At 40.5% G+C, this 24596-nt stretch carries 25 protein-coding genes and 1 tRNA gene; 21 read left to right on the forward strand and 5 right to left on the reverse strand.

The features are described from left to right. Window positions 1-78 precede the first annotated feature (78 nt). From NSS80_RS04630 to NSS80_RS04660, 7 genes are all read left to right on the forward strand, one after another. Entirely contained in the window at window positions 79-291 is a 213-nt protein-coding gene (locus NSS80_RS04630; RefSeq protein WP_024425336.1) for a hypothetical protein, read from the forward strand. A gap of 114 nt (window positions 292-405) precedes the next feature. Then, window positions 406-1152, forward strand: coding sequence for an ABC transporter ATP-binding protein (locus NSS80_RS04635; protein ID WP_025093295.1), 747 nt, complete (start codon window positions 406-408; stop codon window positions 1150-1152). Beyond that, window positions 1130-2596, forward strand: a complete 1467-nt coding sequence (locus tag NSS80_RS04640) for a hypothetical protein (protein ID WP_041116911.1) — start codon at window positions 1130-1132, stop codon at window positions 2594-2596. Before NSS80_RS04635 ends, NSS80_RS04640 begins: the two co-directional genes overlap by 23 nt. Continuing rightward, window positions 2580-3485, forward strand: a complete 906-nt coding sequence (locus NSS80_RS04645) for a PqqD family protein (RefSeq protein WP_034282303.1) — start codon at window positions 2580-2582, stop codon at window positions 3483-3485. The genes NSS80_RS04640 and NSS80_RS04645 overlap by 17 nt, the downstream gene beginning before the upstream one ends. Further along, window positions 3482-3763 carry a hypothetical protein gene (locus tag NSS80_RS04650; protein WP_024425332.1) on the forward strand — a complete coding sequence of 94 codons (282 nt, stop codon included), beginning with the start codon at window positions 3482-3484 and terminating at the stop codon, window positions 3761-3763. Before NSS80_RS04645 ends, NSS80_RS04650 begins: the two co-directional genes overlap by 4 nt. 61 nt (window positions 3764-3824) lie before the next feature. Next, on the forward strand, window positions 3825-4481 hold the full coding sequence (locus tag NSS80_RS04655; protein ID WP_041116913.1) for a hypothetical protein: 657 nt from the start codon (window positions 3825-3827) through the stop codon (window positions 4479-4481). 127 nt (window positions 4482-4608) lie between these two features. Next, a tRNA-Gly gene (locus tag NSS80_RS04660) sits at window positions 4609-4682 on the forward strand. Window positions 4683-4780: 98 nt separating this feature from the next. Here the strand turns inward: NSS80_RS04660 and NSS80_RS04665 are convergent. Further along, window positions 4781-5377 (reverse strand): hypothetical protein, encoded by a 597-nt coding sequence (locus NSS80_RS04665; protein WP_241770685.1) that lies wholly within the window; start codon window positions 5375-5377, stop codon window positions 4781-4783. Between the two features lie 83 nt (window positions 5378-5460). Here NSS80_RS04665 and queG point away from each other — a divergent pair, with 83 nt between their 5' ends. The 10 genes from queG (at window position 5461) to NSS80_RS04715 (ending at window position 16115) form a co-directional block, all read left to right on the forward strand. After that, complete coding sequence (queG, locus tag NSS80_RS04670) at window positions 5461-6609, forward strand: tRNA epoxyqueuosine(34) reductase QueG (protein ID WP_024427417.1); 1149 nt, start codon at window positions 5461-5463, stop codon at window positions 6607-6609. 61 nt (window positions 6610-6670) lie between these two features. Next, a complete protein-coding gene (locus NSS80_RS04675; protein ID WP_041116918.1) occupies window positions 6671-7573 on the forward strand; it encodes an amidase domain-containing protein in 903 nt (300 codons plus the stop codon). A gap of 43 nt (window positions 7574-7616) precedes the next feature. Next, window positions 7617-8090: a tRNA (uridine(34)/cytosine(34)/5-carboxymethylaminomethyluridine(34)-2'-O)-methyltransferase TrmL gene (trmL, locus tag NSS80_RS04680; protein WP_317222129.1), complete on the forward strand. Its 474-nt coding sequence runs from the start codon at window positions 7617-7619 to the stop codon at window positions 8088-8090. 173 nt (window positions 8091-8263) lie between these two features. Continuing rightward, window positions 8264-8971 carry a YrpD family protein gene (locus NSS80_RS04685; protein ID WP_034282300.1) on the forward strand — a complete coding sequence of 236 codons (708 nt, stop codon included), beginning with the start codon at window positions 8264-8266 and terminating at the stop codon, window positions 8969-8971. A gap of 375 nt (window positions 8972-9346) precedes the next feature. Continuing rightward, on the forward strand, window positions 9347-11242 hold the full coding sequence (locus tag NSS80_RS04690) for a PrkA family serine protein kinase (protein ID WP_268480420.1): 1896 nt from the start codon (window positions 9347-9349) through the stop codon (window positions 11240-11242). Between the two features lie 138 nt (window positions 11243-11380). Next, complete coding sequence (gene yhbH / locus NSS80_RS04695) at window positions 11381-12544, forward strand: sporulation protein YhbH (RefSeq protein WP_034282299.1); 1164 nt, start codon at window positions 11381-11383, stop codon at window positions 12542-12544. Between the two features lie 364 nt (window positions 12545-12908). Then, window positions 12909-13541: an HlyD family efflux transporter periplasmic adaptor subunit gene (locus NSS80_RS04700; RefSeq protein WP_024425324.1), complete on the forward strand. Its 633-nt coding sequence runs from the start codon at window positions 12909-12911 to the stop codon at window positions 13539-13541. Between the two features lie 39 nt (window positions 13542-13580). Continuing rightward, complete coding sequence (locus NSS80_RS04705; protein ID WP_041116922.1) at window positions 13581-15200, forward strand: DHA2 family efflux MFS transporter permease subunit; 1620 nt, start codon at window positions 13581-13583, stop codon at window positions 15198-15200. 17 nt (window positions 15201-15217) lie between these two features. Next, entirely contained in the window at window positions 15218-15742 is a 525-nt protein-coding gene (locus tag NSS80_RS04710) for a flavodoxin family protein (protein ID WP_024425322.1), read from the forward strand. Window positions 15743-15755: 13 nt separating this feature from the next. Continuing rightward, window positions 15756-16115, forward strand: coding sequence for a hypothetical protein (locus tag NSS80_RS04715; protein WP_034282297.1), 360 nt, complete (start codon window positions 15756-15758; stop codon window positions 16113-16115). A gap of 114 nt (window positions 16116-16229) precedes the next feature. Here NSS80_RS04715 and cspB read toward each other — a convergent pair whose 3' ends face one another. Next, entirely contained in the window at window positions 16230-16430 is a 201-nt protein-coding gene (gene cspB / locus NSS80_RS04720; RefSeq protein WP_008349061.1) for a cold shock-like protein CspB, read from the reverse strand. A 211-nt stretch (window positions 16431-16641) separates the two neighbouring features. Then, window positions 16642-17733, reverse strand: coding sequence for a diguanylate cyclase (locus NSS80_RS04725; protein WP_041116924.1), 1092 nt, complete (start codon window positions 17731-17733; stop codon window positions 16642-16644). 97 nt (window positions 17734-17830) lie between these two features. Between NSS80_RS04725 and NSS80_RS04730 the strand changes: the two genes are divergently transcribed. After that, window positions 17831-18211: a hypothetical protein gene (locus NSS80_RS04730; protein WP_041116926.1), complete on the forward strand. Its 381-nt coding sequence runs from the start codon at window positions 17831-17833 to the stop codon at window positions 18209-18211. 34 nt (window positions 18212-18245) lie between these two features. Here the strand turns inward: NSS80_RS04730 and NSS80_RS04735 are convergent, their stop codons facing one another. Beyond that, the gene (locus NSS80_RS04735) at window positions 18246-18644 is read right to left on the reverse strand and encodes a hypothetical protein (RefSeq protein ID WP_024426613.1); all 399 of its coding nucleotides are present in this window, start codon (window positions 18642-18644) and stop codon (window positions 18246-18248) included. 151 nt (window positions 18645-18795) lie between these two features. Here NSS80_RS04735 and NSS80_RS04740 point away from each other — a divergent pair, with 151 nt between their 5' ends. Together NSS80_RS04740 and NSS80_RS04745 are read left to right on the forward strand one after the other, a co-directional pair. After that, entirely contained in the window at window positions 18796-19302 is a 507-nt protein-coding gene (locus tag NSS80_RS04740; protein ID WP_034282294.1) for a YhcN/YlaJ family sporulation lipoprotein, read from the forward strand. Between the two features lie 156 nt (window positions 19303-19458). After that, window positions 19459-20331, forward strand: a complete 873-nt coding sequence (locus NSS80_RS04745) for a hypothetical protein (protein ID WP_342498479.1) — start codon at window positions 19459-19461, stop codon at window positions 20329-20331. A 25-nt stretch (window positions 20332-20356) separates the two neighbouring features. On the opposite strand, the gene NSS80_RS04750 is transcribed toward NSS80_RS04745, so the two are convergent. Further along, entirely contained in the window at window positions 20357-21001 is a 645-nt protein-coding gene (locus NSS80_RS04750) for a spore coat protein (protein WP_034282292.1), read from the reverse strand. Between the two features lie 144 nt (window positions 21002-21145). Here NSS80_RS04750 and NSS80_RS04755 point away from each other — a divergent pair, with 144 nt between their 5' ends. Beyond that, complete coding sequence (locus NSS80_RS04755) at window positions 21146-24526, forward strand: CheR family methyltransferase (RefSeq protein ID WP_317222128.1); 3381 nt, start codon at window positions 21146-21148, stop codon at window positions 24524-24526. Window positions 24527-24596 lie beyond the last annotated feature (70 nt).

The following is a 24596-nucleotide window of genomic DNA, read 5'->3' on the forward strand; positions in this document are numbered from 1 at the left end:
GTCAAAAATGGGATGTTCTGTAGATGTTTGGCGTGTGACGCCTATGATACGATCATCATAAGCTGGGAGGTGAAAAGTATGACTTATGCAGCGCCGCAAGTTGACTATTCCACTATGGAACCTGCTATTATGGACCAAGCTTGGTTCTTAGTATTTGTTGCTGTCCTTCTTGGATTGGGAGCAACAGTCGTTCTAGGAGCAGCAGTTTGGTGTATCGCAAACGGCAAGGGTAGCTTTACAGGAGCCGTTCAGTGGGAAAGTGGCTTAAAAGTCAAAATTGAATGTAAGTAGCTATACTTAGGATTCATCTTTTTGCTTCTTAGATAAGACACCAGGGCTAAACCGTCTGTGGCGGGCGGTTTAGCCTGATCTGTTTTAAAGAATATGCAGACACTTGGAGGTTATATGTTTACGATCGAGAATTTAACCAAGACGTATAAAAATAACGTGACTGCTGTCAATGATTTTCATTTAAAGATCGACCCTCATCAAATCGTTGCTGTTGCTGGACCGAATGGTTCGGGTAAAACAACGATGATTAACTGTATACTCGGCATTATTAAGCATACAGAAGGAAGGATTCACTTGCAGGACGTCCCAAATGATGAACCATCCTTTAAAAAACAAGTAGCCTATGTTCCAGATGACCTGCTGCTCCCTGAAGCATTGACTGGTGCTGAATATTTAGATTTTGTTTCTTCTATGTATGAATGTAAAACAATTCACAGAAGAAATCAACTAATTGAACTGTTTGATATGGACTCGGCTTTATCAAGACCGATCGAAACCTATTCACATGGGATGAAAAAAAAGACACAGCTGATTGCTGCATTTATGCTTGATAGTCAATTGGTGATCATGGATGAGCCCTTTAGAGGACTTGATATTGAAGCGGTTATAAACACAAAGAAACTGATGAAGCGGTATGCCGAGCACCATGGTGCGATCTTGCTTTCAACGCATGATATGCTTTCAGCGGAAGAGCTGTGCCACAAAATCGCCATTATTTCTAAAGGAAATAAAATGGATGAAGGAACGGTCTCAGCCTTAAAGGAGAAGTATCAATCAAGCACACTGGAACAGGTGTTTCTGAAAGCTTCAATGTTAAGTGATAGGGGTGCACATTTTGATGAAATCATTAATCATTTCTAAAATGATGCTTAAAATGTGGCAGCAGGAGATGTATAAGCTCTTTGATACTCAAACGAAGCGGATCATTGTGGTCTTATTCTTTTTGTTTGCCGTCACAATGGGAGCCATTATCGGATACAGCTTTACAGGTGTCTTTATGAAGGCTTTCTTAAATGGAGATGAACGTTCACTTGGATTACTCGTCGTGTCAATGGCGATCAATGCTTCTATATTTACAAGCTTGTTATTCGTTTTGATCAAGGTCAGAACACCTGAACAAGACCGGTTTTCTATGCAGCTCAGCTGGTTCCCGCTCTCTACCTTTCAGAAAAGTTTTGGATACTTCATTCCGATGGTGACAGTGGTGGCAGGGCTTGTTTTATTTTTTATCGGCATTCTGCTTTTACCTAATTTTATTGCCCAGGGAATTGGTATTTTTTTTATCTTCACTTTCTTTTTGATGGTGCTTTTGCAGTCGCTTTTTGTCTTAATGCTGCTCCAGTTTATTTACAATATCACTTATTTACTCGTTTTGAAATTAAAATTACCGTTGCAAAAATTTGCAGCGATATTTGTTTTATTGGCACTGGTCGTGGCGTATGGATTGACGCATTTTGATATTAGTCAAATTCAGCAATCATATATTCAGTTTGATTATCATTTGATGTATTTGACAGCTCCGTTTTTCCTAGCGGCACAAGGAATGCCTCCTGAAGGGGTAAATTATGCCATTTTGATTCTGTTCATCCTCTTATCGGCAGGCGGGGCATTTCTTTCTCTTGCGATGATGCCGATTATGGCAGAGAAAAAAGCGCTAACCTTTTTACACAAGCTGCCGTTCTCTTCTTCAAAGAAGTGGTCGCTTATTGTGAAGGAAATGAAGTCACAGGTGCGAAATGAAGAAAACATTTTAAACTTTCTTATTCTCCTCATTGTGATCTTATTCGTCCGTTATCAGTTTGGATTCCGCTTTGAAGAAGAAGCATTTTTTGTTCTATGCGCTCTTGCTGGTTTAACAGCCTTCAATTCGTTTGGCAATGATAAACGAATGCTGGGCATGTATAAAACATTTGGTCTGAGATCTTGGGAAGTGGCTTTATATAAATTTATCGGCCTTCTGCTCGTAGGTGTACTGCAAATTGTTTTATTCATGCTGACAACGCTGACGCTTCCTGATCAGATTTGGCACGCACTGATTGGTGCCGCTGTGTTATGCAATGCGACTGCGCTCTTTTATATGGTAGGTATTTTACTTCCTCTTGATCGAAACAATCCCTATACAGGTATTTTTTCATTTGGAGCGCTTATTTTACTCATGATTCCGATTGTTTTTATTGGAAACTATGTCATAGGGGCGTCTAGTCAAGCGCTTCAGTGGCTGCTTATGGCTGCATTTGAGGGTCTGCTCATCTTTGCCATATACAAAGGTTTTTCATGGAGGTATTCACATGATTCAACTTCTTAACAATAAGCTAAAGATTGAGCGGGTACCGGCACTAGCGCCGTATGTGACCTTACAAAAGAGGCATCTCACGGATACGCAGTATGGAAGCACACTCCCGATCAATGAAAGTGCCTATCATATGTTAACGAAAGTGGACGGTAAAAGAACTGAAGCGAGTATTACCGCAGAGCTCGCCGATTTGTTTCAGGTCGATGAGTCGGTGATTGCTCGTGACTTTTATCAGCTGATGATGGGATTGAATCAGCATCACTTGCTGTCTATTCATTATCATTCACCATATCGGATTGTGACAGCCTGCTGTCAATTTTTCAAGCAGTATCAAGTCAAAATGAAGGAACGATTTGATTGTACTGGTCACTCGTTCCTTCACATTTTTGGGACGGCTTTGCTCATGGTGACACGTAAAATCATCTTTTTCTGGATGCTTTTCATGGTCATGGCAGGGATCGCTTTTTTATTCATTCCTGATCCGTCGATTGCAGCCATTGCGATTTATTTTACGATTATTTATTTCGGGTTAATTACCGGAACCGCCTTACATGAGGCGGCACATGGCTATGCGCATCGAAAATTTGCAGGGCGGGATGGGCCTCAAGGCTTTTTTGCGAGTGACATGATGTCAGTGAAGTTTGTAAGGCCCGTATTAGATCCATTTCAGAAAAAGCAGGTATGGATTACGCTGCTTGGCCCGCTTGTTCCCGGTGTGATTGGCGCAGCAGGCATCATCGTGACCATTTTATTTCTAAAAGAAAACCCGGTTTCGACAGGATTTTTCATTTTTTCAATCACGTATTTTATTCAATTACTCTATCTTCTTCCGTTTATGGGGGATGGTAAGTCCATTATGAAGCAGCTATTGCTTGGGGGAATGGGAGGACAACGATCATGAACGTACAGGCGATGAAACAAGGCGCGATAGTCGGTAGTTTTCTCGGATTCTTAGGCTTTCCGATGCTGACAATCGGTGTACTGTTCTATCATTTATTTCAATCAAAAACGAATGATGCTTTATTATTTAACAGTCTCGCTTTTGAAATGGAAGGCTCGTCCGCATTTACTTTTCAGATCAAGCCAAACTTTTTTATTTATATGATGGTGATTTTTGCTGTGAGTTTTCTCATTGTGGCATTCCTATCAGCCATGAAACAGAAAAAAGCAAAAGGTTAGGAGAATTCTCCTAACCTTTTTTTAGTATAATAGGAAATAAAAAACATCAAAGGGGATCACAATGTTTAAAAAATGGAGCATTCTTATCTTCACTGTTTTTCTATTAGCTGGATGCGGCGAGAAGGCCGAAGTAACCACGACAACCGAGAAGACGGTTTCGACCATAAAAACAGAGCCTGCCACTAAAAACCAAGTAACCATCGAACAAATGAAACTCTCAAAAAAAGAAAAAAACTTACTAGAAGCAGCAACGGCTAATGAAAAGGTGGCTCTGACACTGAAAGGATTAACGAAGAAGAATAAGAGTATTACGTTTATCGGGAGTCATTACAAAAATGGACGATTAGTGAATAAGGAAGCATCATCTGCTACCTTTTCTTTACACCAGGATGGAACCGACCAAACGGTGAATGTACTTCTTCAATTACATCATGAGAAAGATACATATGAATCACAATTTAGTATTTGGTCAAATAAAAAGAATGATGGGATGACGAAAGCGACATCAAGCTTCCCGTTCAAAGTAAGTGACTATGTATTTTCTGCACAATCTGAAACTGTCAAAGTTGCTTCTGGAGGAAAGGCACTGATTGCGTATACAGCGGCGATGGGGAAAGACGGGGGTTCAACAATATTTGAAGAGATTGAGGAGAATCCAAAGCAAGCACTGAAGAATAAGTCACATGCATACTTATTTTATATCCAGCTAGATAAATAACTATCGTAATATATACGGAGAATATGAAGTTTTTTGACGAAAAATTTTCATATTCTCTTGACGAATTGTTAAGAAAGTTGTAACATAATAAAAGTCAACGCGATGACGTTGCTTTTAAAAGATTGATGCGGGTGTAGTTTAGTGGTAAAACCTCAGCCTTCCAAGCTGATGTCGTGAGTTCGATTCTCATCACCCGCTCCAATACATAATTTTGTTTATAACGCAGTATTTCGTTTCTTAGATAAACGAAGTGTTGCGTTTTTTATTATGTCAGTATAATGTGAAAAAGCACTGTCAGGCTACAGTGCTTTTTCAATGAGTTCATATTTGCTTTCTCCGCCATGTATTTGTACAAACATCTTCGTCAAGGATTGAATAAGAGCTTCACTCTTTTCCCGGGAAATAGATGGCGGGAAAAGGATGATTTGAAGAATGTTCTTTGTGTCTTGAGAAATTTGTGCTTTACTTGTTTGAGAAAATAATCCATTCAATCCTGCGCTGTCCTGCCATTCGATGTCACCGGCCTCATGTTTTGCCAGTGAAAGCGGTCCTTTGATGCGATCGGCATCTAATGTCAGGATAGGTAAGAAATATTTTAGTGAGAAAAATATCGACAAATCCTGTACGGAATTGGTCGAGTCAATAAATTGTTCCTTTTGGATGTTAGAAAGAAGTGGAAGGAAAGGAACGTCTTTTAAAAGATCCGTCCATTCTTTGATGGCTGGTACTTCTTCTAAGACTTTATCTTCGTATTCAAAAAATAAAGATTCTTGAAACAAGCGTAAGCGGCCTTTTAACATTTGAGGTGATGTACCCACTTCAATATGTGAATATTCAATCTGCCCAACATGGATAGACGGGTTTTGAGGATGAGAAATTTCCATATGTATCTTCACAGTGACTCACTCCAATCGGTCATGATACACTCGTATTATACTGAAAACAACAGAAGAAACAAAGAAAGGAGGTTTGCAAGGTGATTCATGTTGGAGAATTAAAAGAAGAATTGATTCAATATGCGAAAGAAATTGGTGTCGATAAAATTCGATTTGCAAGTGCCGATACATTTGATTCATTAAAGGACCGCCTCATCTTACATGAATCGTTAGGGTATTTGTCAGGTTTTGAAGAGCCTGATATTGAAAAAAGGACAAACCCTTCTTTGCTGCTTCCGAAGGCCAAATCAATTGTTGCGATAGCGCTCGCGTATCCTTCCAAAATGAAAGATGCTCCTCGAAGTACAAAGGATGCGAGACGGGGGATTTTTTGCCGGGCTTCATGGGGAACAGATTATCATGTTGTGCTGAAAAAAAAGCTTGATATGCTCGAAGAATTTCTGCGAAGCAAACATGTCGATATACGGACAAAATCAATGGTGGATACAGGAGAATTATCTGATCGTGCTGTAGCGGAACGTGCTGGCATTGGTTTTAGTGCAAAGAACTGTATGATTATCACGCCAGAGTTTGGATCTTATGTGTATTTGGCTGAAATGATCACAAATGTTCCGTTTGAACCGGATGAGAAAATTGAAGACCAGTGCGGAACTTGTAATAAATGTGTGGATTCGTGTCCAACGGGTGCGCTTGTGAATCCAGGGCAGCTGAATTCTCAGCGGTGCATTTCATTTTTAACGCAGACAAAAGGGTTTTTACCTGACGAATTTCGTTCGAAAATAGGGAATCGATTGTACGGGTGTGATACATGTCAAACTGTCTGCCCGATCAATAAAGGAAAAGACTTTCATCTGCATCCTGAAATGGAGCCAGACCCTGAAATTGCGAAGCCGCTGTTAAAGCCGCTTCTGACGATCAGCAATCGTGAGTTTAAGGAAAAATACGGTCATGTTTCAGGGTCATGGCGGGGGAAAAAGCCCATTCAGCGGAATGCAATTTTGGCACTCGCTCATTTTAAAGATACATCTGCCTTACCAGTGTTAATTGAGTTGATGCACAAGGATCCAAGACCGGTCATTCGGGGAACGGCTGCTTGGGCAATTGGCAAAATTGGCGATGATCAGCAGCTCCCAGAGCTGGAAAAGGCCCTTGAGCGGGAAAGTGATGAAGAAGCGAAAGAGGAGATTGTGAAAGGGATTGAGCTTTTACAGACACCTTTAAATACTAAATAACATCCCTGTGAACATAGAATGAACCAAACAAAGATTTTAAAAAATGTTTGGTGGTGTCTGTGTGAAACAATTATTAGAGAAAACTTTAGAAGACAGGCTGGCGTATTTAATCAATGACCGTGCAATCAAACAGCCGCAGCTTATGTCTGATGTGGAAGCAGTAGAGCGGAAAAAAGAGCTTTTTGCTAGAAGACAGGTTGAGATTGTGAAGGCGAAAGCAAAAACAAAACTTCTCGATTCAGCCATTCAAGATGATGGGGCTCAGCATGTGCAGTACCTTGCTCATCTCACATATGTATGCAAGGATGTAGACGATTCTTTTTATTTAGAGGAACAGGTGGAAAAAAGAGAAGCGTTTCTTTATAACAACATGCTTGTTAAAGATCGGATGATGTTAGAAGAGCGGCAAAGCGAAGAGCCTATGGATGAGCGCTTTCAGACCGAAGAACAATTCGGGAGAGCCTTTCATTATGACCGGCGGGCAGCCGTGAAGTATGCGGAGACATATTGGAATAAACGGAATCCAGCCTATAAAAACTTTGAAGATAACTGTACAAATTTTATTTCACAATGTTTGAAAGCAGGGAACGCGCCAACGAGAGGGTATCCAAACCGCGGGTCTGGCTGGTGGGTGCGTCCGCATACGTGGAGCTATAGCTGGACGGTGGCTCATTCGATGAAAAATTATTTAGCGAATTCGAAAGCGGGTTTGAGAGCAAAGAAACTCAAAGAAGCCCACGAGCTTCAAATTGGTGATGTCATTTGCTACGATTTTGAAGGTGATGGAAGGTATAATCATACAACCATTGTCGTTGATCATGACAAAGGCGGAATGCCTCTTGTGAATGCACAGACGTATGACTCCCGCATGCGTTATTGGTCATACGAGGATTCGACTGCCTATACACCTGCTATTCGATATATGTTTTTTCACATTTTGGACGATGCCGCGAAGGATAGTTAGTGGTATAATGTTGAGCGGAAATGAAAATTAGAGGTGAACTTTTTTGGGACTTCATGTCGTTTTATATCAACCAGAGATTCCAGCTAATACTGGAAATATTGCGCGTACATGTGCAGCAACAGATACAACCCTTCATCTGATTCGTCCGCTTGGTTTTTCGACAGATGACAAAATGCTGAAGCGTGCAGGACTCGATTATTGGAAATATGCCAATGTGGTCTATCATGATTCACTTGATGAATTATTTGAGGCACATCCGAAGGGGCAATTTTTCTATATCACAAAATTTGGCCAAAAGCCGCATACAACATTTGATTACTCTCAGCTGGATGAAGACTATTTCTTTGTGTTTGGAAGAGAGACAAGTGGATTGCCAAAAGATTTGATTGAACAAAATATGGACCGTTGTCTTCGTTTACCGATGACAGAGCATGTTCGTTCTTTGAATCTGTCGAATACGGCAGCCATTCTTGTATATGAGGCACTTCGCCAGCAGCAATATCGAGATCTCATATAAGATCATGATTAAAAGCCGAGATACTGATCTCGGCTTTTTTATGTGAGTTAAGAAACAGAAAGATGAAAAATATGACTTAATTATACTTTTTTTGACATGTTAAAAAATAGGTAGTATGATAGATTGTGATCACGTTTTCAAAAAATGATGAATCCATTAGGAGGAATAATGAGATGAAAAAGCTACTGATCACTAGTGCCATTAGCTCAGCAATTTTAATGGGGACGCTTCCAGTCAGTATTCCAGGACTCTCTCAGACGCAGGAGATAGAAGCAGCGCAGTTATCAAAAGGGATTGGCGGGCGTACTTATATCAATAGTAACGGATCCATATTGGTCACAAAAATTCAACTCCCTTCCACAATGAGTGTGTCAAATGGTACAGCTTATATTTATTCTGGATTCACAGGTTCAAAGGAAGCGGATATTGGTCTTCAATACAGTTCAACCTATAATGTGTGGAAACCTACGATGAAAGTAGGAGCAAATAATCAAGAGACATATATCGAAGGAAAAGATGACTTCACGTATACAAAGGGATTTAAACCTGGAAGTACTGTTCAAATGACGATTTATAAAAATTTGAATGGGCATACAAGAGCGACGTTCTGGGGCACAAATAATGTTGGTTATACCGGCCGCATTATTACAGAAATTCAAAACTCAAACATTGGCTCTGTGACCAAGTGGAAACTACTGTCGACGGTAGCAGTAACTGACGATATTTATCGAAAAGACATTCGGGCGAATTTCTCTACTCGTTTTACTGACATCACATTGGATAATCGTGCCGTTACACCTGTGGTCGATACGCAAGATTTTACGAAGGTGCAGGTGTCAGGGAATACAGTGAATATGCAAGTGCTGAAAACAACGAACTAAATGAAAAAGGATGTTCCGCAAATGGAACATCCTTTTTTTCATTTACCAGGCTTGCCTTCGTAGCCAGCAGTGAAAATGGATACTAAAAACGTAATGATGACGCCCATCATAATGACCGTTCTCATATAAGCTCCCCCTTATCCCTTTGTTCCGTTCGCTGCCTGTTTCATATGATGTGAAGTTCACCTTGAAAAGCAGGAGAAGAAAATCATTTTTCTCCTATTTTTCCTTTATTATGAAGGGTCTTGCGGATGGTTGTCAATTCAGTTTGCCAATTCGTCATTTTGAAGAACGAAAGCATGTAAGAGGACGCCTCCGCATAGATTGTAAAACAGTATCTGATTTCTAGCTTCAATCTTGAAAGAGGAGGTTCATATGGATATTTTAAAGAAAATCGAACAGCACAGAGAAGAAGAGCAGCGTCTGAAATGGGAAGGCACATTCAGCGATTATTTAGACATTATTAAGGAAAATCCACTTGTCGCTCAATCTGCTCATTCTCGCGTTTATCATATGATTAAAGACAGCGGGATTGAAGAGGAGAATGGGGTCAGAACCTACAAATTTTTTGATCAGGAGCTGTTTGGGTTAGAGGAATCACTCGAAAGATTAGTGGAGGAATATTTTCACCCTGCTGCAAAGCGGCTGGATGTCAGGAAGCGTATTTTATTACTGATGGGACCAGTAAGCGGGGGGAAATCGACGCTTGTCACTAGATTGAAAAGAGGACTTGAAGAATATTCACTCACAGATCATGGCGCAGTTTATGCGATCAAAGGCTGCCCGATGCATGAAGATCCGCTTCATCTCATTCCGCAAAATTTGCGGGAGGATTTCTATAGAGAATATGGGATTCGTGTGCAGGGGAATTTGTCGCCTCTGAACATGATGAGACTAGAAGAGGAATATGGCGGCAGAATTGAGGATGTAAGGGTCGAGCGGATCTTTTTCTCTGAAGATAAACGGACCGGCATTGGTACCTTTAGTCCGTCTGATCCGAAATCTCAGGACATTGCCGATTTAACAGGAAGCATCGATTTTTCAACCATTGCTGAATTTGGATCAGAGTCAGATCCCCGCGCCTACCGCTTTGATGGAGAACTCAATAAAGCAAACCGAGGGATGATGGAGTTTCAGGAGATGTTAAAGTGTGATGAGAAATTTCTCTGGCACCTTCTGTCATTAACGCAGGAAGGAAATTTTAAGGCAGGAAGATTCGCCTTAATTAGTGCAGATGAATTGATCGTCGCCCATACGAATGAAACCGAGTACCGGTCGTTTATTTCAAATAAAAAGAACGAGGCACTCCATTCAAGAATTATTGTGATGCCAATTCCTTATAACTTAAAGGTCACAGAAGAAGAACGCATTTATCATAAAATGATTTCAGAAAGTGATGTCTCAGATGTGCATATTGCCCCGCATACGCTGAAGGTAGCAGCAATGTTCTCCATTTTGACGAGACTGAAAGAGCCGAAGCGTTCTGATATTGATTTGGTGAAAAAAATGCGTCTGTATGACGGAGAAAGTGTCGAAGGCTTCCAGTCAGTCGACATTGATGAGATGAAAAAGGAATTTCATGACGAAGGGATGAGCGGAATTGATCCGCGGTATGTGATTAACCGAATTTCATCTACCATCATTCGAAAGAATATGGAATCGATCAATGCACTGGATGTCCTTCGCTCCTTAAAAGAAGGGCTCGATCAGCATCCGTCTATCTCCAGCGAGGATCGGGAGCGTTATTTGAATTTCATTTCAATCGCACGAAAAGAGTATGATGATATTGCGAAGAAGGAAGTGCAAAAGGCCTTTGTGTATTCCTATGAGGAGTCTGCGAAAACGCTGATGGATAATTACTTAGATAATGTCGAGGCATACTGCAATAAAAACAAGCTGCGTGATCCGTTAACGGGTGAAGAAATGAATCCTGATGAAAAGCTCATGCGTTCAATTGAGGAGCAGATCGGCATTTCTGAAAACGCCAAAAAGGCATTTAGAGAAGAAATTCTGATTCGTATCTCGGCTTATGCGAGAAAGGGAAAACGCTTTGATTATAATTCACATGAGAGATTGCGGGAGGCCATTCAGAAGAAGCTGTTTGCTGATCTAAAAGATGTGGTGAAAATCACGACATCGACGAAGACACCGGATGAACAGCAGCTGAAGAAGGTCAATGAAGTAGTGGCTAGATTAATTGATGAGCATGGCTACAATTCAACAAGTGCAAATGAACTTTTAAAATATGTAGGCAGTCTTCTGAATCGATAATAAATGAAGGAGGCATTATTGGCGCATCAGACCGGTAATGTCTTTTTTAGAAATGATCGTCAACTTGGATGACGAGCAGCATAGGATAAAGGAATCGATGGCTAGAAGAATTGTGCAAATAGGTGAGGAGGGGGATGGATGTCCCGGCAAGAAAAAAGTCAGTTTATTGTGTCTCAGGAAGACTGGTCCCTCCATCGAAAAGGCTATGACGACCAGCAGCGTCATCAGAAAAAAGTCAAAGAGGCGATTAAAAATAATTTGCCGGATCTTGTTACAGAAGAAAGCATCATCATGTCGAATGGAAAAGATGTTGTGAAAATTCCGATCCGTTCATTAGATGAATATAAAATTCGGTATAACTACGACAAAAATAAACATGTGGGTCAAGGCGATGGAGACAGCGAGGTTGGCGATGTTGTTGCGCGTGACGGCTCAGACAGCAAGCAGGGTCAAGGAAAGGGGCAGGGTGCTGGAGATCAAGCTGGTGAGGATTATTACGAAGCAGAAGTCTCATTAATGGATCTCGAGGAAGCACTGTTTCGTGAACTGGAGCTACCAAACCTCAAGCAAAAGGAGCTTGACGACATCATTGTTGAACAAATTGAGTTTAACGATATTCGCAAAACCGGGTTAACAGGAAATATCCACAAAAAACGAACGATGCTGTCGGCATTTAAACGAAATGCGATGACAGGCAGTCCTTCCTTTTATCCGATTTACCCAGAGGATATCAAGTATAAAACGTGGAATGAAGTGACCAAACCAGAGTCGAAAGCTGTCGTTTTGGCGATGATGGATACGAGCGGAAGTATGGGGCTTTGGGAAAAATATATGGCGAGAAGTTTTTTCTTTTGGATGACACGTTTCTTACGGACAAAGTATGAGACGGTCGATATTGAATTTATTGCCCACCATACAGAGGCGAAGGTGGTAGACGAAGAACATTTCTTCTCACGGGGTGAGAGCGGGGGGACCATTTGCTCGTCTGTCTATCGAAAGGCACTAGAGCTCATAGACGAACGATACCCGCCGTCGCGATATAATATTTATCCTTTTCATTTTTCTGATGGTGACAATTTGACCTCAGACAACGCCCGGTGTGTGAAACTTGTTTCTGAGATCATGAAAAAAGCCAATTTATTCTGCTATGGTGAAGTCAATCAATATAACCGGCATTCTACGTTAATGTCAGCATATAAACACATTCAGGATGAGAAATTTAAGCATTATATTTTGAAGCAAAAATCAGACGTTTTTCTCGCACTAAAAAAATTTTTTCAGCAGGAAGAAGTTCATTCATAACGAGCACATTTGAAAAAACCTTTCAGCATAAGGGCTGAAAGGTTTTTTGTGTGGAGAAGGAAAGGATCGCCAAAAAAAAAGTAAAACTTTCTCTTTGACATTTCAATTTTCATTTATTAATATTTAATCTTGTTAAATATAAGTTTTTCAAAAAAGATGCCGATCGTCTTTTCTTCTTTTTCTGCTCTTTGCTCATAAGTGAACAATAAGTATAAATGGGCTGCACACCATGATAAGAGCGGGAGTAGAAGAAGGGAAAAGGACAGAGTGTTGAGCTTGTTTCATATTCTGTCAGATGATGGGCATTCTAAGTTTGCTAAAGCAGATGACACTATATTTTTATACATGAAAGGAGAAACAAAACATGAACAGAGGGCGTTTATTGCTAACGAACATTATTGGCCTTATTGTGATTCTTGCCATTATTGCCGGAGGTGCTTATTACTACTATGAAAGCACAAACTTTGTCAAAACAGATGAGGCAAAAGTGACAGGTGACATGTATCAAATTACAGCACCAGCAGCTGGACAAATCAAAGGCTGGGATATCAACGAAGGTGACGAAGTGGAAAAAGACAGCACAGTTGCAAAAGTTGAAGGACAAACAAAAACAAACATTAAAGCAGTGGCTGATGGCACATTAGTTAAAAAAGAAGTACAAAACAATCAACAAGTGCAGCCTGGTACAGTTCTTGGTGAAACAATTGATTTAAGCAAGCTTTACATCACAGCAAATATTAAGGAAACAGATATTAAAAACATTGAAAAAGGCGACAAAGTCGACATCGTTGTAGATGGAGATCCTGATACAACATTTGAAGGAACTGTTGAACAAATTGGTTATGCGACAAACTCAACATTCAATATGTTGCCAGCAACTAATTCAAGTGGCAACTATACAAAAGTAACGCAAAAAGTAGCAGTGAAAATTTCAATTAAAAATCCATCAGACAAAGTGCTTCCAGGTATGAATGCTTCTGTCAAAATTTCATCTTAATGATGATTGATATCAAAATATGAAAGGAGGTTGTCTGAGATGGCAAATCAACCTGCAGCGACAAAACAGGGAACAGGCTCCTTGTCTTTACTGATCATTTTAATGGCCGGTTTGTTCGTAGCGATTTTAAACCAAACGCTTTTGAACGTAGCTATGCCCCATTTAATGACAGAATTTAATGTGAGTGCAACGACGATTCAGTGGCTGACAACAGGCTACATGCTTGTCAACGGTGTGCTGATTCCGTTGTCTGCGTTTTTAATCACACGTTTTGGACAGCGCAGCTTATTCCTAGTGGCTATGATCTCGTTTACACTAGGTACATTTATTTGCGGCATTGCGCCAAACTTTTCAACGATGCTTATTGGCCGTTTGATTCAGGCTGTCGGCGGCGGTATCTTACAGCCGCTCGTTATGACAACAATCCTTTTTATTTTCCCTCCGGAAAACAGAGGGAAAGGAATGGGGATTTTTGGTCTTGCGATGATGTTTGCTCCTGCAGTAGGACCAACATTATCTGGTTACATTATTGAACATTATTCTTGGCGTATTATGTTTTATGGACTTGTGCCAATCGGTGCGATTGTCATTATCGCGGCTTTCTTTATGTTTAAAAATATTGTAGAGCCTAAAAAAATCAAGCTGGACAGTCTTGGTGCGATTCTTTCAATCGTCGGTTTTGCTTCCCTTTTATACGGAGTGAGTGAAGCAGGAAGTGATGGTTGGACAGATCCGATCGTCTTATCTACGATTATTATTGGTGCGATTGCGATCATTCTCTTTATTTTCCAACAGTTGAAAGTTGATAATCCGATGCTTGATTTCCGCGTATTTAAATACAGCATTTTCTCATTATCAAGTGTCATTAACATCATTATTACGGTTGCTTTATATACGGGGATGTTCTTACTTCCGATTTATCTGCAAAACCTCGTTGGGTTTACGGCATTGCAATCTGGGCTATTAATGCTTCCAGGGGCACTTGCGATGCTCATTATGTCCCCGATTTCAGGGATCTTGTTTGATAAATTTGGACCTCGTCCGCTTGCCATTGTGGGGATGCTCATTACCGTTGTCACGACGTATGAGTTTACGAGGCTGACCATTGATACTTCCTATAGTCACATTGTGCTCATGTATGCAGTACGCGCATTTGGTATGTCACTCTTGATGATGCCGGTTATGACAGCAGGGATGAACCAATTACCGCAGCACTTAAACAGCCATGGTACAGCGATGTCTAATACATTAAGACAAATTAGTGGTTCCATTGGTACGAGTTTGATCACAACGATTTATACGAATCGGACGACATTCCATTATTCCAATATGGCGGATCAAACAAATACTGCGGACCCGTTCTTTATGAATTCATTCCAGGCGGCTGTATCGAATGTGATGCATCATATGGGCATGACAGCAGAAGCTGCTCAAAAATATGTATCTACCCAGCTCTTTACAAAAGCACAGGTTGATTCAAACGTGATGGGCATCAACGATGCTTACATGTGGGTGACATTATTCTGTGCCGCTGGTGTCATTCTCAGCTTGTTCCTGCGAGATGTTCGTAAGGATAAAAAGCGAAAAGAACAGCAGCATAAGAAACAAGAAATATCACTGCTTCCGGCACCTAAGGAAGCTAACCAAGATGCAAGATAAGTGTGGAGGGACCGTACATGAAAATTTATGTTGTATACGATAGTGAAGGTGACCATACAAAAGCACTTGCAGAAGCGATTGCAGCAGGCGCAGGTGAAACAGAGCAAGCTGAAGTATTCATTGATCACGTGAAAGATGCAGACATTCGCAAACTCGATCAAATGGATGCGATCATTTGGGGCTGCCCTGGTCACTTTGGTACCATTAGTTCTGGGTTAAAGACATGGATTGACCGTCTCGGCTACTTATGGGCAGAAGGAAAACTAATCGATAAAGTCGGTGCTGTTTTCTGTACAACTGCTACAACACACGGCGGTTTAGAAATGACAATGCATAATTTGATTACACCAATGTTCCACCAAGGAATGCTTGTTGTCGGCCTTCCTGGAAATGTTCCAGAGAATGCTTTATACGGCTCTTACTATGGAGCTGGTGTGACATGTCCGATCGATTCAGATGAATTGATTTCGACTGAAGGCATTGAACTTGGAAAAGCACTAGGAAGACGTGTAGCATCAGTCACTGCATCATTTAAGCGATAAGGAGAGGGTTCTTTTGGCGACGATTATTGTAGCGTTAGTAGCTGCTGTTCTAGTCATTATTGGATTAGTAGCGTTCAATGTCAGACACGCATCAGCCGATAAGGAAGAGATCAAAGAAGATGTCTCCAATCAGCCTGACGTGCCGCATAGCGAGCCAGAAGCTGTGGCGAGACCTGTAGAACCTGAAGTTGAAAAAAAAGCGTCAGAGCCTTCTCGAACGGATGATGCTGCGTCTGGCGACGATTTCTATAGACAGGCGCTTCAAAAGTTTAAACAGCCAGAACCACCTGTCAAAGAAGAAGAACCAGAGACAAAAATGAATGATGATATGTATCGTTCTGCTTTGCAGAAGCTAAAGCAGAAGGACAAATAAAAAAGAGAACCTCTCATCAGGTTCTCTTTTTTTTATGGCACAAAAAAACCGCCGGCAGAAGCCGGGCGGTTTTCCTTCACTCTATAAAGTGCTAAAAGAGCAGATGCTCTTAAATTACGCTTTGTTAACGTTAGCAGCTTGTGGTCCACGGTTACCTTCAACGATTTCGAAAGAAACTGATTGACCTTCTTCTAAAGTTTTGAAGCCTTCGCCTTGGATAGCAGAGAAGTGAACGAATACATCGTCTTGACCTTCTACTTCGATGAATCCGAAACCTTTTTCAGAGTTGAACCATTTTACTTTACCTTCTAACATGAAATTTCCTCCTAAAGCGATCTTAACGCTTAAATTCACTATTCTTGCTCTTACACAAACTTCAAAGACGAAAACTCTTTCAAAACTTTCTTCTTAAAGATGATACGAACAAAAATAATTACCTTTACTTTACCAGTGTTTGCGGGAAAAAACAACTGTTATACGAAAACTTTTTTAAAAATAATTAGTGCTAACAAATTGAGGAAAATGCCTATGTTAAATGGTCTTTTTTTCTCTCTGAAAAGCTCACTTGATTACGGCCAGACTCCTTCGCTTTATAGAGCTCCTGGTCAGCTATAATTGGTAATTGCTTGATGTCTGTACTCGTTCCATGAGAATAAGCACATCCAATTGATACCGTAGTGTGAATGGACATACCATTTTTTAAATAAATCGGTTGATCGGCTATTTTTTTTCGTAAGCGTTCTGCAATCTGCCATGTTTTTTCAATTGTACAATTTGGTAGAAGGACAGCGAATTCTTCACCGCCAATCCGACCAATATAATCAGAGCTTCTTGTGTTTTTAATCAGCCTTGTACCGATTTCTTTTAAAACAATATCTCCCTCATGATGCCCATATTGATCATTGATGGTTTTGAAGTAATCGATGTCTAGGTAAATAAGGGACATTTGATGGATAGGCTGCTTCAACTTCTTAGTAAAAGCTTCACTTAATACCTCATCGAACTTCCGTTTATTTAAAACACCTGTTAAAAAGTCATAATGAGCTTGGAATTTATATAAATTTAACAGCTGATATGCTTTTGTTTGATGTTCAATGACATAAAAGTTAAACAATCCAGCAATATATGAGAAAATCCAATAAGTAGAATGCAGCTGAAATGATGTCTCATGCACGATCAAGATGAACAGGCTTGTGGCAACCACATTACCAATCGTAATGGATAACAGCATTTTCACAACATGATTCATATGACGCTCTGCAATCAAAAAAGAAGAGGCTGCGATAAACATCATGGAAAAAATATTGATGGAAGAAGCGATGTTGGCTTCAATTAATAATCGGCCAATGATCACAATAAAAGCTGCAATCATTGTTTGGGCGATGCCTCCATAAAAGGCCGTTAAAATAAGGGGAATATGTCTTAAATCGATGATCGCTGGTCCTGTTTTAATAGAGAAGAACATTAAAAGGACACCGAGTAACCCAGAAAGCATGCCTTTGCATATTTGTCTGAGCAAGGTATCTTCTTTCTTCAGAAAATTCTCTTTAAACACAAGCATAAATAAATAATGGAAAGTGACAAGAATTGTTAAATTAATAAAGAGGTCTCTTAGCAAAATAGAATCACCTTTTTAAAATTACTAAAATTTGTTGCAAAAGAAAAGGGGAAAAAGGATAATTAATAAAAATTTTAATGATGAGGAATTGAAGAAAATGCGGGGAAAACGCTTTCCAGATCAAACGGACTGGCTTTCTTTTTTTGAAAAAATGCCAGATGCCGGATTTGAAAAAGAAATGCCGGTTGAATATCAAGATTTGACGTTTCGGTTCGAGAATCAGGAGGAGCGATTTGTTGTGAACATGTCGCTTGCTATGCAGGAGTTTACCTTAAAGGTCGTTCGAAAAAAGACCGAATCCGTTTTAGGAATATATGATTTTAAAACAGTCCAGCATGTAGAGATTAAAAAAGATCGGAAGGAAGAAAAGGAGCTGTTGCTGATATTAGAGCATCGTGACGACTTCATCACAACAATCGAAATCACATTTCTACCTTCCTTTTGTCTTATGGTCAAAGAACATTTTTCAGGAGAATAAACAGGAGCCTCTTTTTATGAAGGCTCCTGTTTTATTATTTGTGCTCGATGTCATTGATGACTTGCTGGATCGATTCATCATCCATCACATTCATCACACTTTCATCAATGTGAAGAGATTGCGCATAAGATTCTCTTGGCTGATGAGTTCTTGATGGTGATTGGTGCTGGTTCGTTTGATTTGGCTGGACAGCTGTGAATGCCTGCTTGATCATTTGGCCAACTTCACCTGTTCCTTTTGATTCCTTATGTGAGCGGGACTCATGACGAGATGAATCTTGGTGCTGATGGTTTGCGCCTTTCATCATTGAAGACATATTCATTTGTGTCATGCTTTTCAGTCTTCTTCGTAAAACCGGGGAGAATAATGCAATGATAGCTGTTGATACTGCGATCATTGCGCCAGTGCTCATACCTTTTCTTTTTTTAAACAAACGAATCCCTCCATTTGATCGTGATGATCTTTCATCAAGTTTAGGATGACCAATCACAGCTGAATTATGAATTCATTTTGCGGAAAGAGAGGATATGTGCATAAAAAGCCGGCTGGATGAAAAACCTATGAGCAAAAGGAGGGAATAATTGATGAATAAGAAATGGATGCTATCTTTACTGCTCGTGCCAACATTAATCACCGCTGGGTGTGGAATGAACAACCAAGGCGATGAGCGTAGAGGAACAATGAAAAGGCAGTATGAAAATGTCACATATAAAAATGACAACATGAGACAGGATCAGCCAGATGTTCAAACACCTCAGAAGGTCAAAGTGGCAGATAAGGCGTCAGAGCTTGTAGCCAATATGTCTGAAGTGAAGACAGCAAACGTGCTTGTCACAGGAAAAAATGCATTTGTTGCCGTTGTACTTGAAGGCAATAAAAGCGGTGATGTGACGGACGATCTGAAAAAGAAAATTTCAGACAAAGTCAAATCAACGGATCAACAAATCGACAACGTGTATGTATCTGCTAATCCAGACTTTGTCGATCGTATGCAAGGTTATGGAAAACGTATTAAAAGCGGAGAGCCGATTTCAGGATTTTTCGATGAATTTACTGAAACGGTTAGACGTGTCTTCCCTGAATCAAAATAGCTACGACAAAAGCCGTATGTCATATGCGGCTTTTTTGTTTGGAACCGCACCTCGCGCACCTGACTGCATAAAGTAAAAAATATATCACCTCTTGTTGATCTTTGTTTCTTCATAGAGAGAGAAAGAGGGTGCAGGATGAATTCAGGTGGGGAGCAAATGAAAGCAGGGCCGTCATTGATTCATAAAAAACTTGTAAGCGGGATGATTGCAGCAGGTCTGATTTTTTATGCTTTCACCGCGTACTTGATTTATGTTGCGTTTCAGCTGACAGGACAATATTTGGAGCAGTCTTCTCCTAAAACGGTTATCACGGAGGGACTCAATAAGCAAGTCTATGAACATATTCGAATCTACTATGCAGAGGAAGAGGATGCTTTTGTTGATCTGACAATAGAGGCCATGAAGCAGGCAGAGAAGAGGACAGCGTCAGTGTTTCAATTTGAAGCTGACAGACCTTTAGACGTTATTTATTTTGATGATAAAGAGACGATCGAACAAATGGCTGGTATTAAGCATATTACGGGATTTTACTCCGATCATGATCAAATGATTGGGTTATATCCAGATAAACGGGAAGCATTATTAAAGAAAGAGACACTGCCTTTATACTTTTTCAATACGCTTTTTATTCATGAGTATGCTCATTTTGTTTTCTATGAAAAGGTCCATTCATATGAAGTATCTCCAGGCATTTTTCCGCTTTGGTTCCACGAAGGAACAGCAGAGTGGACGGCCTATGACGTGTTAAATGCTACGTCTGAACGCTTCGATGTAATTCCATTTCAATCTCTTCATTCTGATCAAGACTGGCAGAACTCCCGGGTAACGTATGAGACAGATGTCTATTTACAAAGCTATTATATGATCTATGAGCTGGTGCAGCTTTACGGACGAGACGTCATACATGAGATCATGGAGGAGACTGCGAAAACGGGCCAATTTGCTAGCGGTTTTGAACAGGCGACGGGGGAGAGGCTCACAGATTTTGAAGAACAGTTTAAAATGATGTATCAAAGAAAAAACGGCTGACCAGAGAAGGAGGTCAGCCGTTTTTTTAATGAAGAGGCTTTTGTTGATCTGCCTTGCTAGGAGGCATTTGAACCTGCCCCTGAAGCGGTGCAAAAGCTGACGTCATGGCTGTCATATCTTGTTTGGAAAGCTGAGGAACTTGATAGTAGCCATGCTTGTTTTGATACAAGAAAATTTCATATGCCATTTCAATAAAGTTCGGAATCTGCGCAGCAAGCACACGTCTGACAACAGGATTTGTTACTTCTAATGCGGACATGGAAAGTAGCCCAGCGTGTGATTTGACTAGGCTGAGCATATGTCCTGTGATGCCTAAGTCTTTTACATCCTGTAATGACTGATTTGGCTTCTTCGGCTGAGAAGGTTTGATTCCGTATGTCACTTGTGTGTGTTCTTTCATCATATAAGTAGCGGTTTCTTCACTAGGCTTTTGGCCTGTAGAAAAACAATCTACAGTGACATTGTACTGTGATAAAACGAACTGATATTGTCGATCCAGGATGTCGCATAATGCAGGATCTTGAATAAATTGCCGCAGGATCATATATTGATCCAAAATATTAATCGTGCCGGCTAAAATTTCATGTAAATCGAATAACTCATGCCCGCCATGGTTGAGCTCAGGCTGCTGAGCGCTTCCTTGAAACATTGGCTGCTGATCGTTTTGCATTGATATTCCTCCTTCTGTTTATACAATCTGTTTTAATGTGAGGATATTTTCTCGTTTTCATGCAAAAAACATTATTTACAATTAGAGGGTTTTCTTTCTTTTTGTCGAAAAAAAGTATCAGACGAATGAACATGGGGGTACCAGATGCAGGACAAAATCATTAATCGTTTGATAGAAGACGAACATGTGCAGGCACCAGTGATCGGCATCGGTGTTTCGCCGTTTGAACAGCATCATCTTGAGGCTTTTTTTCAATCGTTGCCACATGAATTAAATGCCTCTTTTATTGTTGTGCAAAATCACGTGACAGGCGATTGTATAACAGATTTGGAAGCACTTGTTTTACCGATTGGCTACCGGGCAAAAACGATTAAACATGGTGAGAAAGTCATGAAGAAGACCATCTATTTTTGTCCGCAGCATGCGGCTGTGACGTTAACAGAAGATCATCGGCTTCATGTATCTGAGCAGCTGCCAACAAACAAGGGATGCTCTGTCGACTCGCTTTTTAAGTCACTTGCCAGTGTTCAAAAGGAAGAGGCGTTTGCGATCTTTTTTCAAAAAGGTCATTGTGTGGGGAGTGGATTGCTTCGGTTGGTAGAGCAAGGCGGTACAGCGTTATCGTGCAGTGAGGTAGAGAGTGGTTTTGACAGCATGTATCATCAATCATTCAAAAATCCATCCACCCTTGCAGCTTATATGGCCAATATCATCAATGTCCCGCATGCGGATGAGACGGATCCAGCTTTACTAAGAATCATTGAACGTCTCGAAATGTATAAAGGGATTGCCTTTTCAACCTATGAAAAGAAAAGGCTGCTTTCTGTTATTCAAAAACGCATGCGCACTGCAAACGAACCAATGTCATTATTAACAGAGTACGATCGTTTATTAGAAAGAGAACCAGATGAGCTTGACCGCCTGCATGCCCAGCTCCTAAGCGGCACGACTGCTTTCTTTAGAGATATGGAGGCTTTTCGAGTATGTGAACAGAAGGTGATCCCGTCAATCATTGACCATTCGATGAACAACGGGAAATCCCGGTGCCGAATTTGGATTGCGGGATGTTCGACAGGGGAAGAAGCTTATTCTTTTACGATTTTATTTTTAGAAGAAATGAAGCGAAGAGATGTGTCCATTGAACTTCAAGTCTTTGCGACAGATATCAACCGAAAAGCCATTCAAATAGCTAGTAAAGGTCTTTACTCGATAGAGTCTATGGCAAGCATACCGGAAAAATGGCGGGCGCGATATTTCGAAAAAAAAGGTGACGCTTTTATTGTGAAGCAGTCGCTTAGAAAACATATTGTTTTTGCTCCTCACAATTTATTGATTGATTCACCTTTTATCCACCTCGATTTTATCAGTTGCCGAAATGTTCTGATGTACTTTGAGCCAGAAGTACAAAAACGAGTATTATCCCGATTCCAATATGCTTTAAAAGATCAAGGGGTGTTAATCTTAGGGCCAAATGAAACTGTTCCCAATATTCCTCGATTGTTTCAATTATTCAATGAGAAGTGGAACATTTACACCTATTCAAATGTTCCTGCATCTAGTGTCCCTTGGGTATATGACGCTCGTGATGCCGAGTTAAAAAAGCGAGCTGCACAATATATGGAAGAAGTGGGCGGAGAATATGACGCATGCATGGTGATCAATGATTGTGACAAAATTCTGGCGATGTCAAATGGGGCCTATTCCTTTTTAGACCGTACAGAAGTGTCAGATCAATCATGTGAATATGTCACACCTGATTATTTGAAAGAGATGTTGAGTCAAACCTTTCAAAAGGTATGGACGGACGAGACAGAGGTTGTGTTTCAGCATGTCCTCATTTCGGAAAAAGGAAAAAAGCAGTATGCGGATTTTATTGTAAAGAGTTTTGATCACCGTTTTAAAGGGGTATACGTCATTCTCATTCGAATGAATGAGAGAGGGAAAATTCAAAAGAACAGCAGGGAAAAAGGGATGCCAGATCAGAATTCAGTTTATCAGCAGCGTATTGTCGATTTAGAAATTGAACTCAATGAAATTAAACAAAAAGAGCAGGAGGCAAGGGCTCAATTAAAAGTGAAAAACACGCAAATAGCGGAGCTTGAGAAAAAACATGAACATTTTATTAATATCATAAACAACTTAAGGGTAACAAGGGAAGAACTGTATAGACCTTCTGTTAAGCCTCAGCTTGCGACGTTGTTTGTGGACCGGGACATGAATATTCGCTATTACACTCCTACAGCCGCCTCTTTATTTACTTCAGCACAAATAAGGCAACAGCAATCCTTTCAGGCGATGGCTAAAAAGCTTACACAGGAAACACTCTATCATGACATACAATCGGTTATCTCGGACAGGCGCGTCATCGAACGAGAAATTGAAACGAATGAAGGAGAACAATTTACTGTTCACATCACACCTATCTTTGATCAAGATCATGAGGGAGCGGTGATGACGTGGATTAAAATGACGGAAATGACAAAAATCAAACAGTCACTTCATCTAGCGGTAACAGCACTGGATAACAGCCATATCCATATTGTTGTTGCAACTGAGGAAGGGGTCATTCAATGCGTGAATCAGCGCTTTTGCCAGTTTGTACAGCAGCATGAATATGACCTGATCGGCAAAGATATTTTTTCTGTCTATCATTCGCTGTGTCAATGTGATGATTTAGAAAAGCAATGGGACGTTTGTTTAAAAGAAGGCAGCTGGACTGGTGAGCTGTACTTTCAGGATTTATCAGGCCGTGAACGATGGGAGAGAGTCTCTTTACACCGAATTGATGATCCTGACAAAATGCAGTCAACCGTGATGCGGATTTCTGAGGACATTACCAATCAAAAGCAGTCAGAGAAGATGCTGATGAAGTCCGAGATGCTGTCCGCAGTTGGTCAGCTTGCAGCCGGCATCGCCCATGAGATACGGAACCCGCTGACGTCGTTAAAGGGATTTTTACAGCTGATGATTCAAAGTAAGAAATATCAGAAGGATTATGCAGATGTGATGATGTCTGAATTTAATCGGCTTGAAGCCATTATTAATGAATTCCTTGTGCTCTCTAGAAGCAAATCGGTGAGATTTGAGCCGGTACATGTCAATCTTCTGCTCGAAGAAGTGATCATGGTCGTTGAATCACAGGCGGTTTTAAAAGGCGTGTCTATTCAGAAGAATTTGTCTCCGTCGCTGCCAAACATTCAAGGTATACCAAATGAGCTGAAACAAGTTTTCTTAAACATTCTTAAAAACGGTATTGAAGCGATGGATGGTGTGACAGGTGTCATTCAAGTCACATCCGTATTGGAACATAATCAGATGATGCTGATTTTTGAAGACCAAGGAAAGGGCATACCAGAAGAAGAACTAGGGAAACTGGGTGAACCTTTTTATACAACGAAAGAAAAAGGGACTGGTCTTGGTTTAATGATGACGATTAAAATCATTGAAAGCCATGGCGGCAGCATTCGTTTTGAAAGCAAAAGCTTTGAGGGGACACGAGTGATTATTACGTTTCCAATGAGCTGACAGACATAAGATTTACAAGAAATCCATCTACCATCAATATTTACTTAGTACACTATGAGAGATAAAGCTC

This window comes from Bacillus sp. FSL M8-0350, from assembly GCF_038593345.1.
Taxonomy (GTDB): Bacteria; Bacillota; Bacilli; order Bacillales; family Bacillaceae; genus Bacillus; species Bacillus safensis.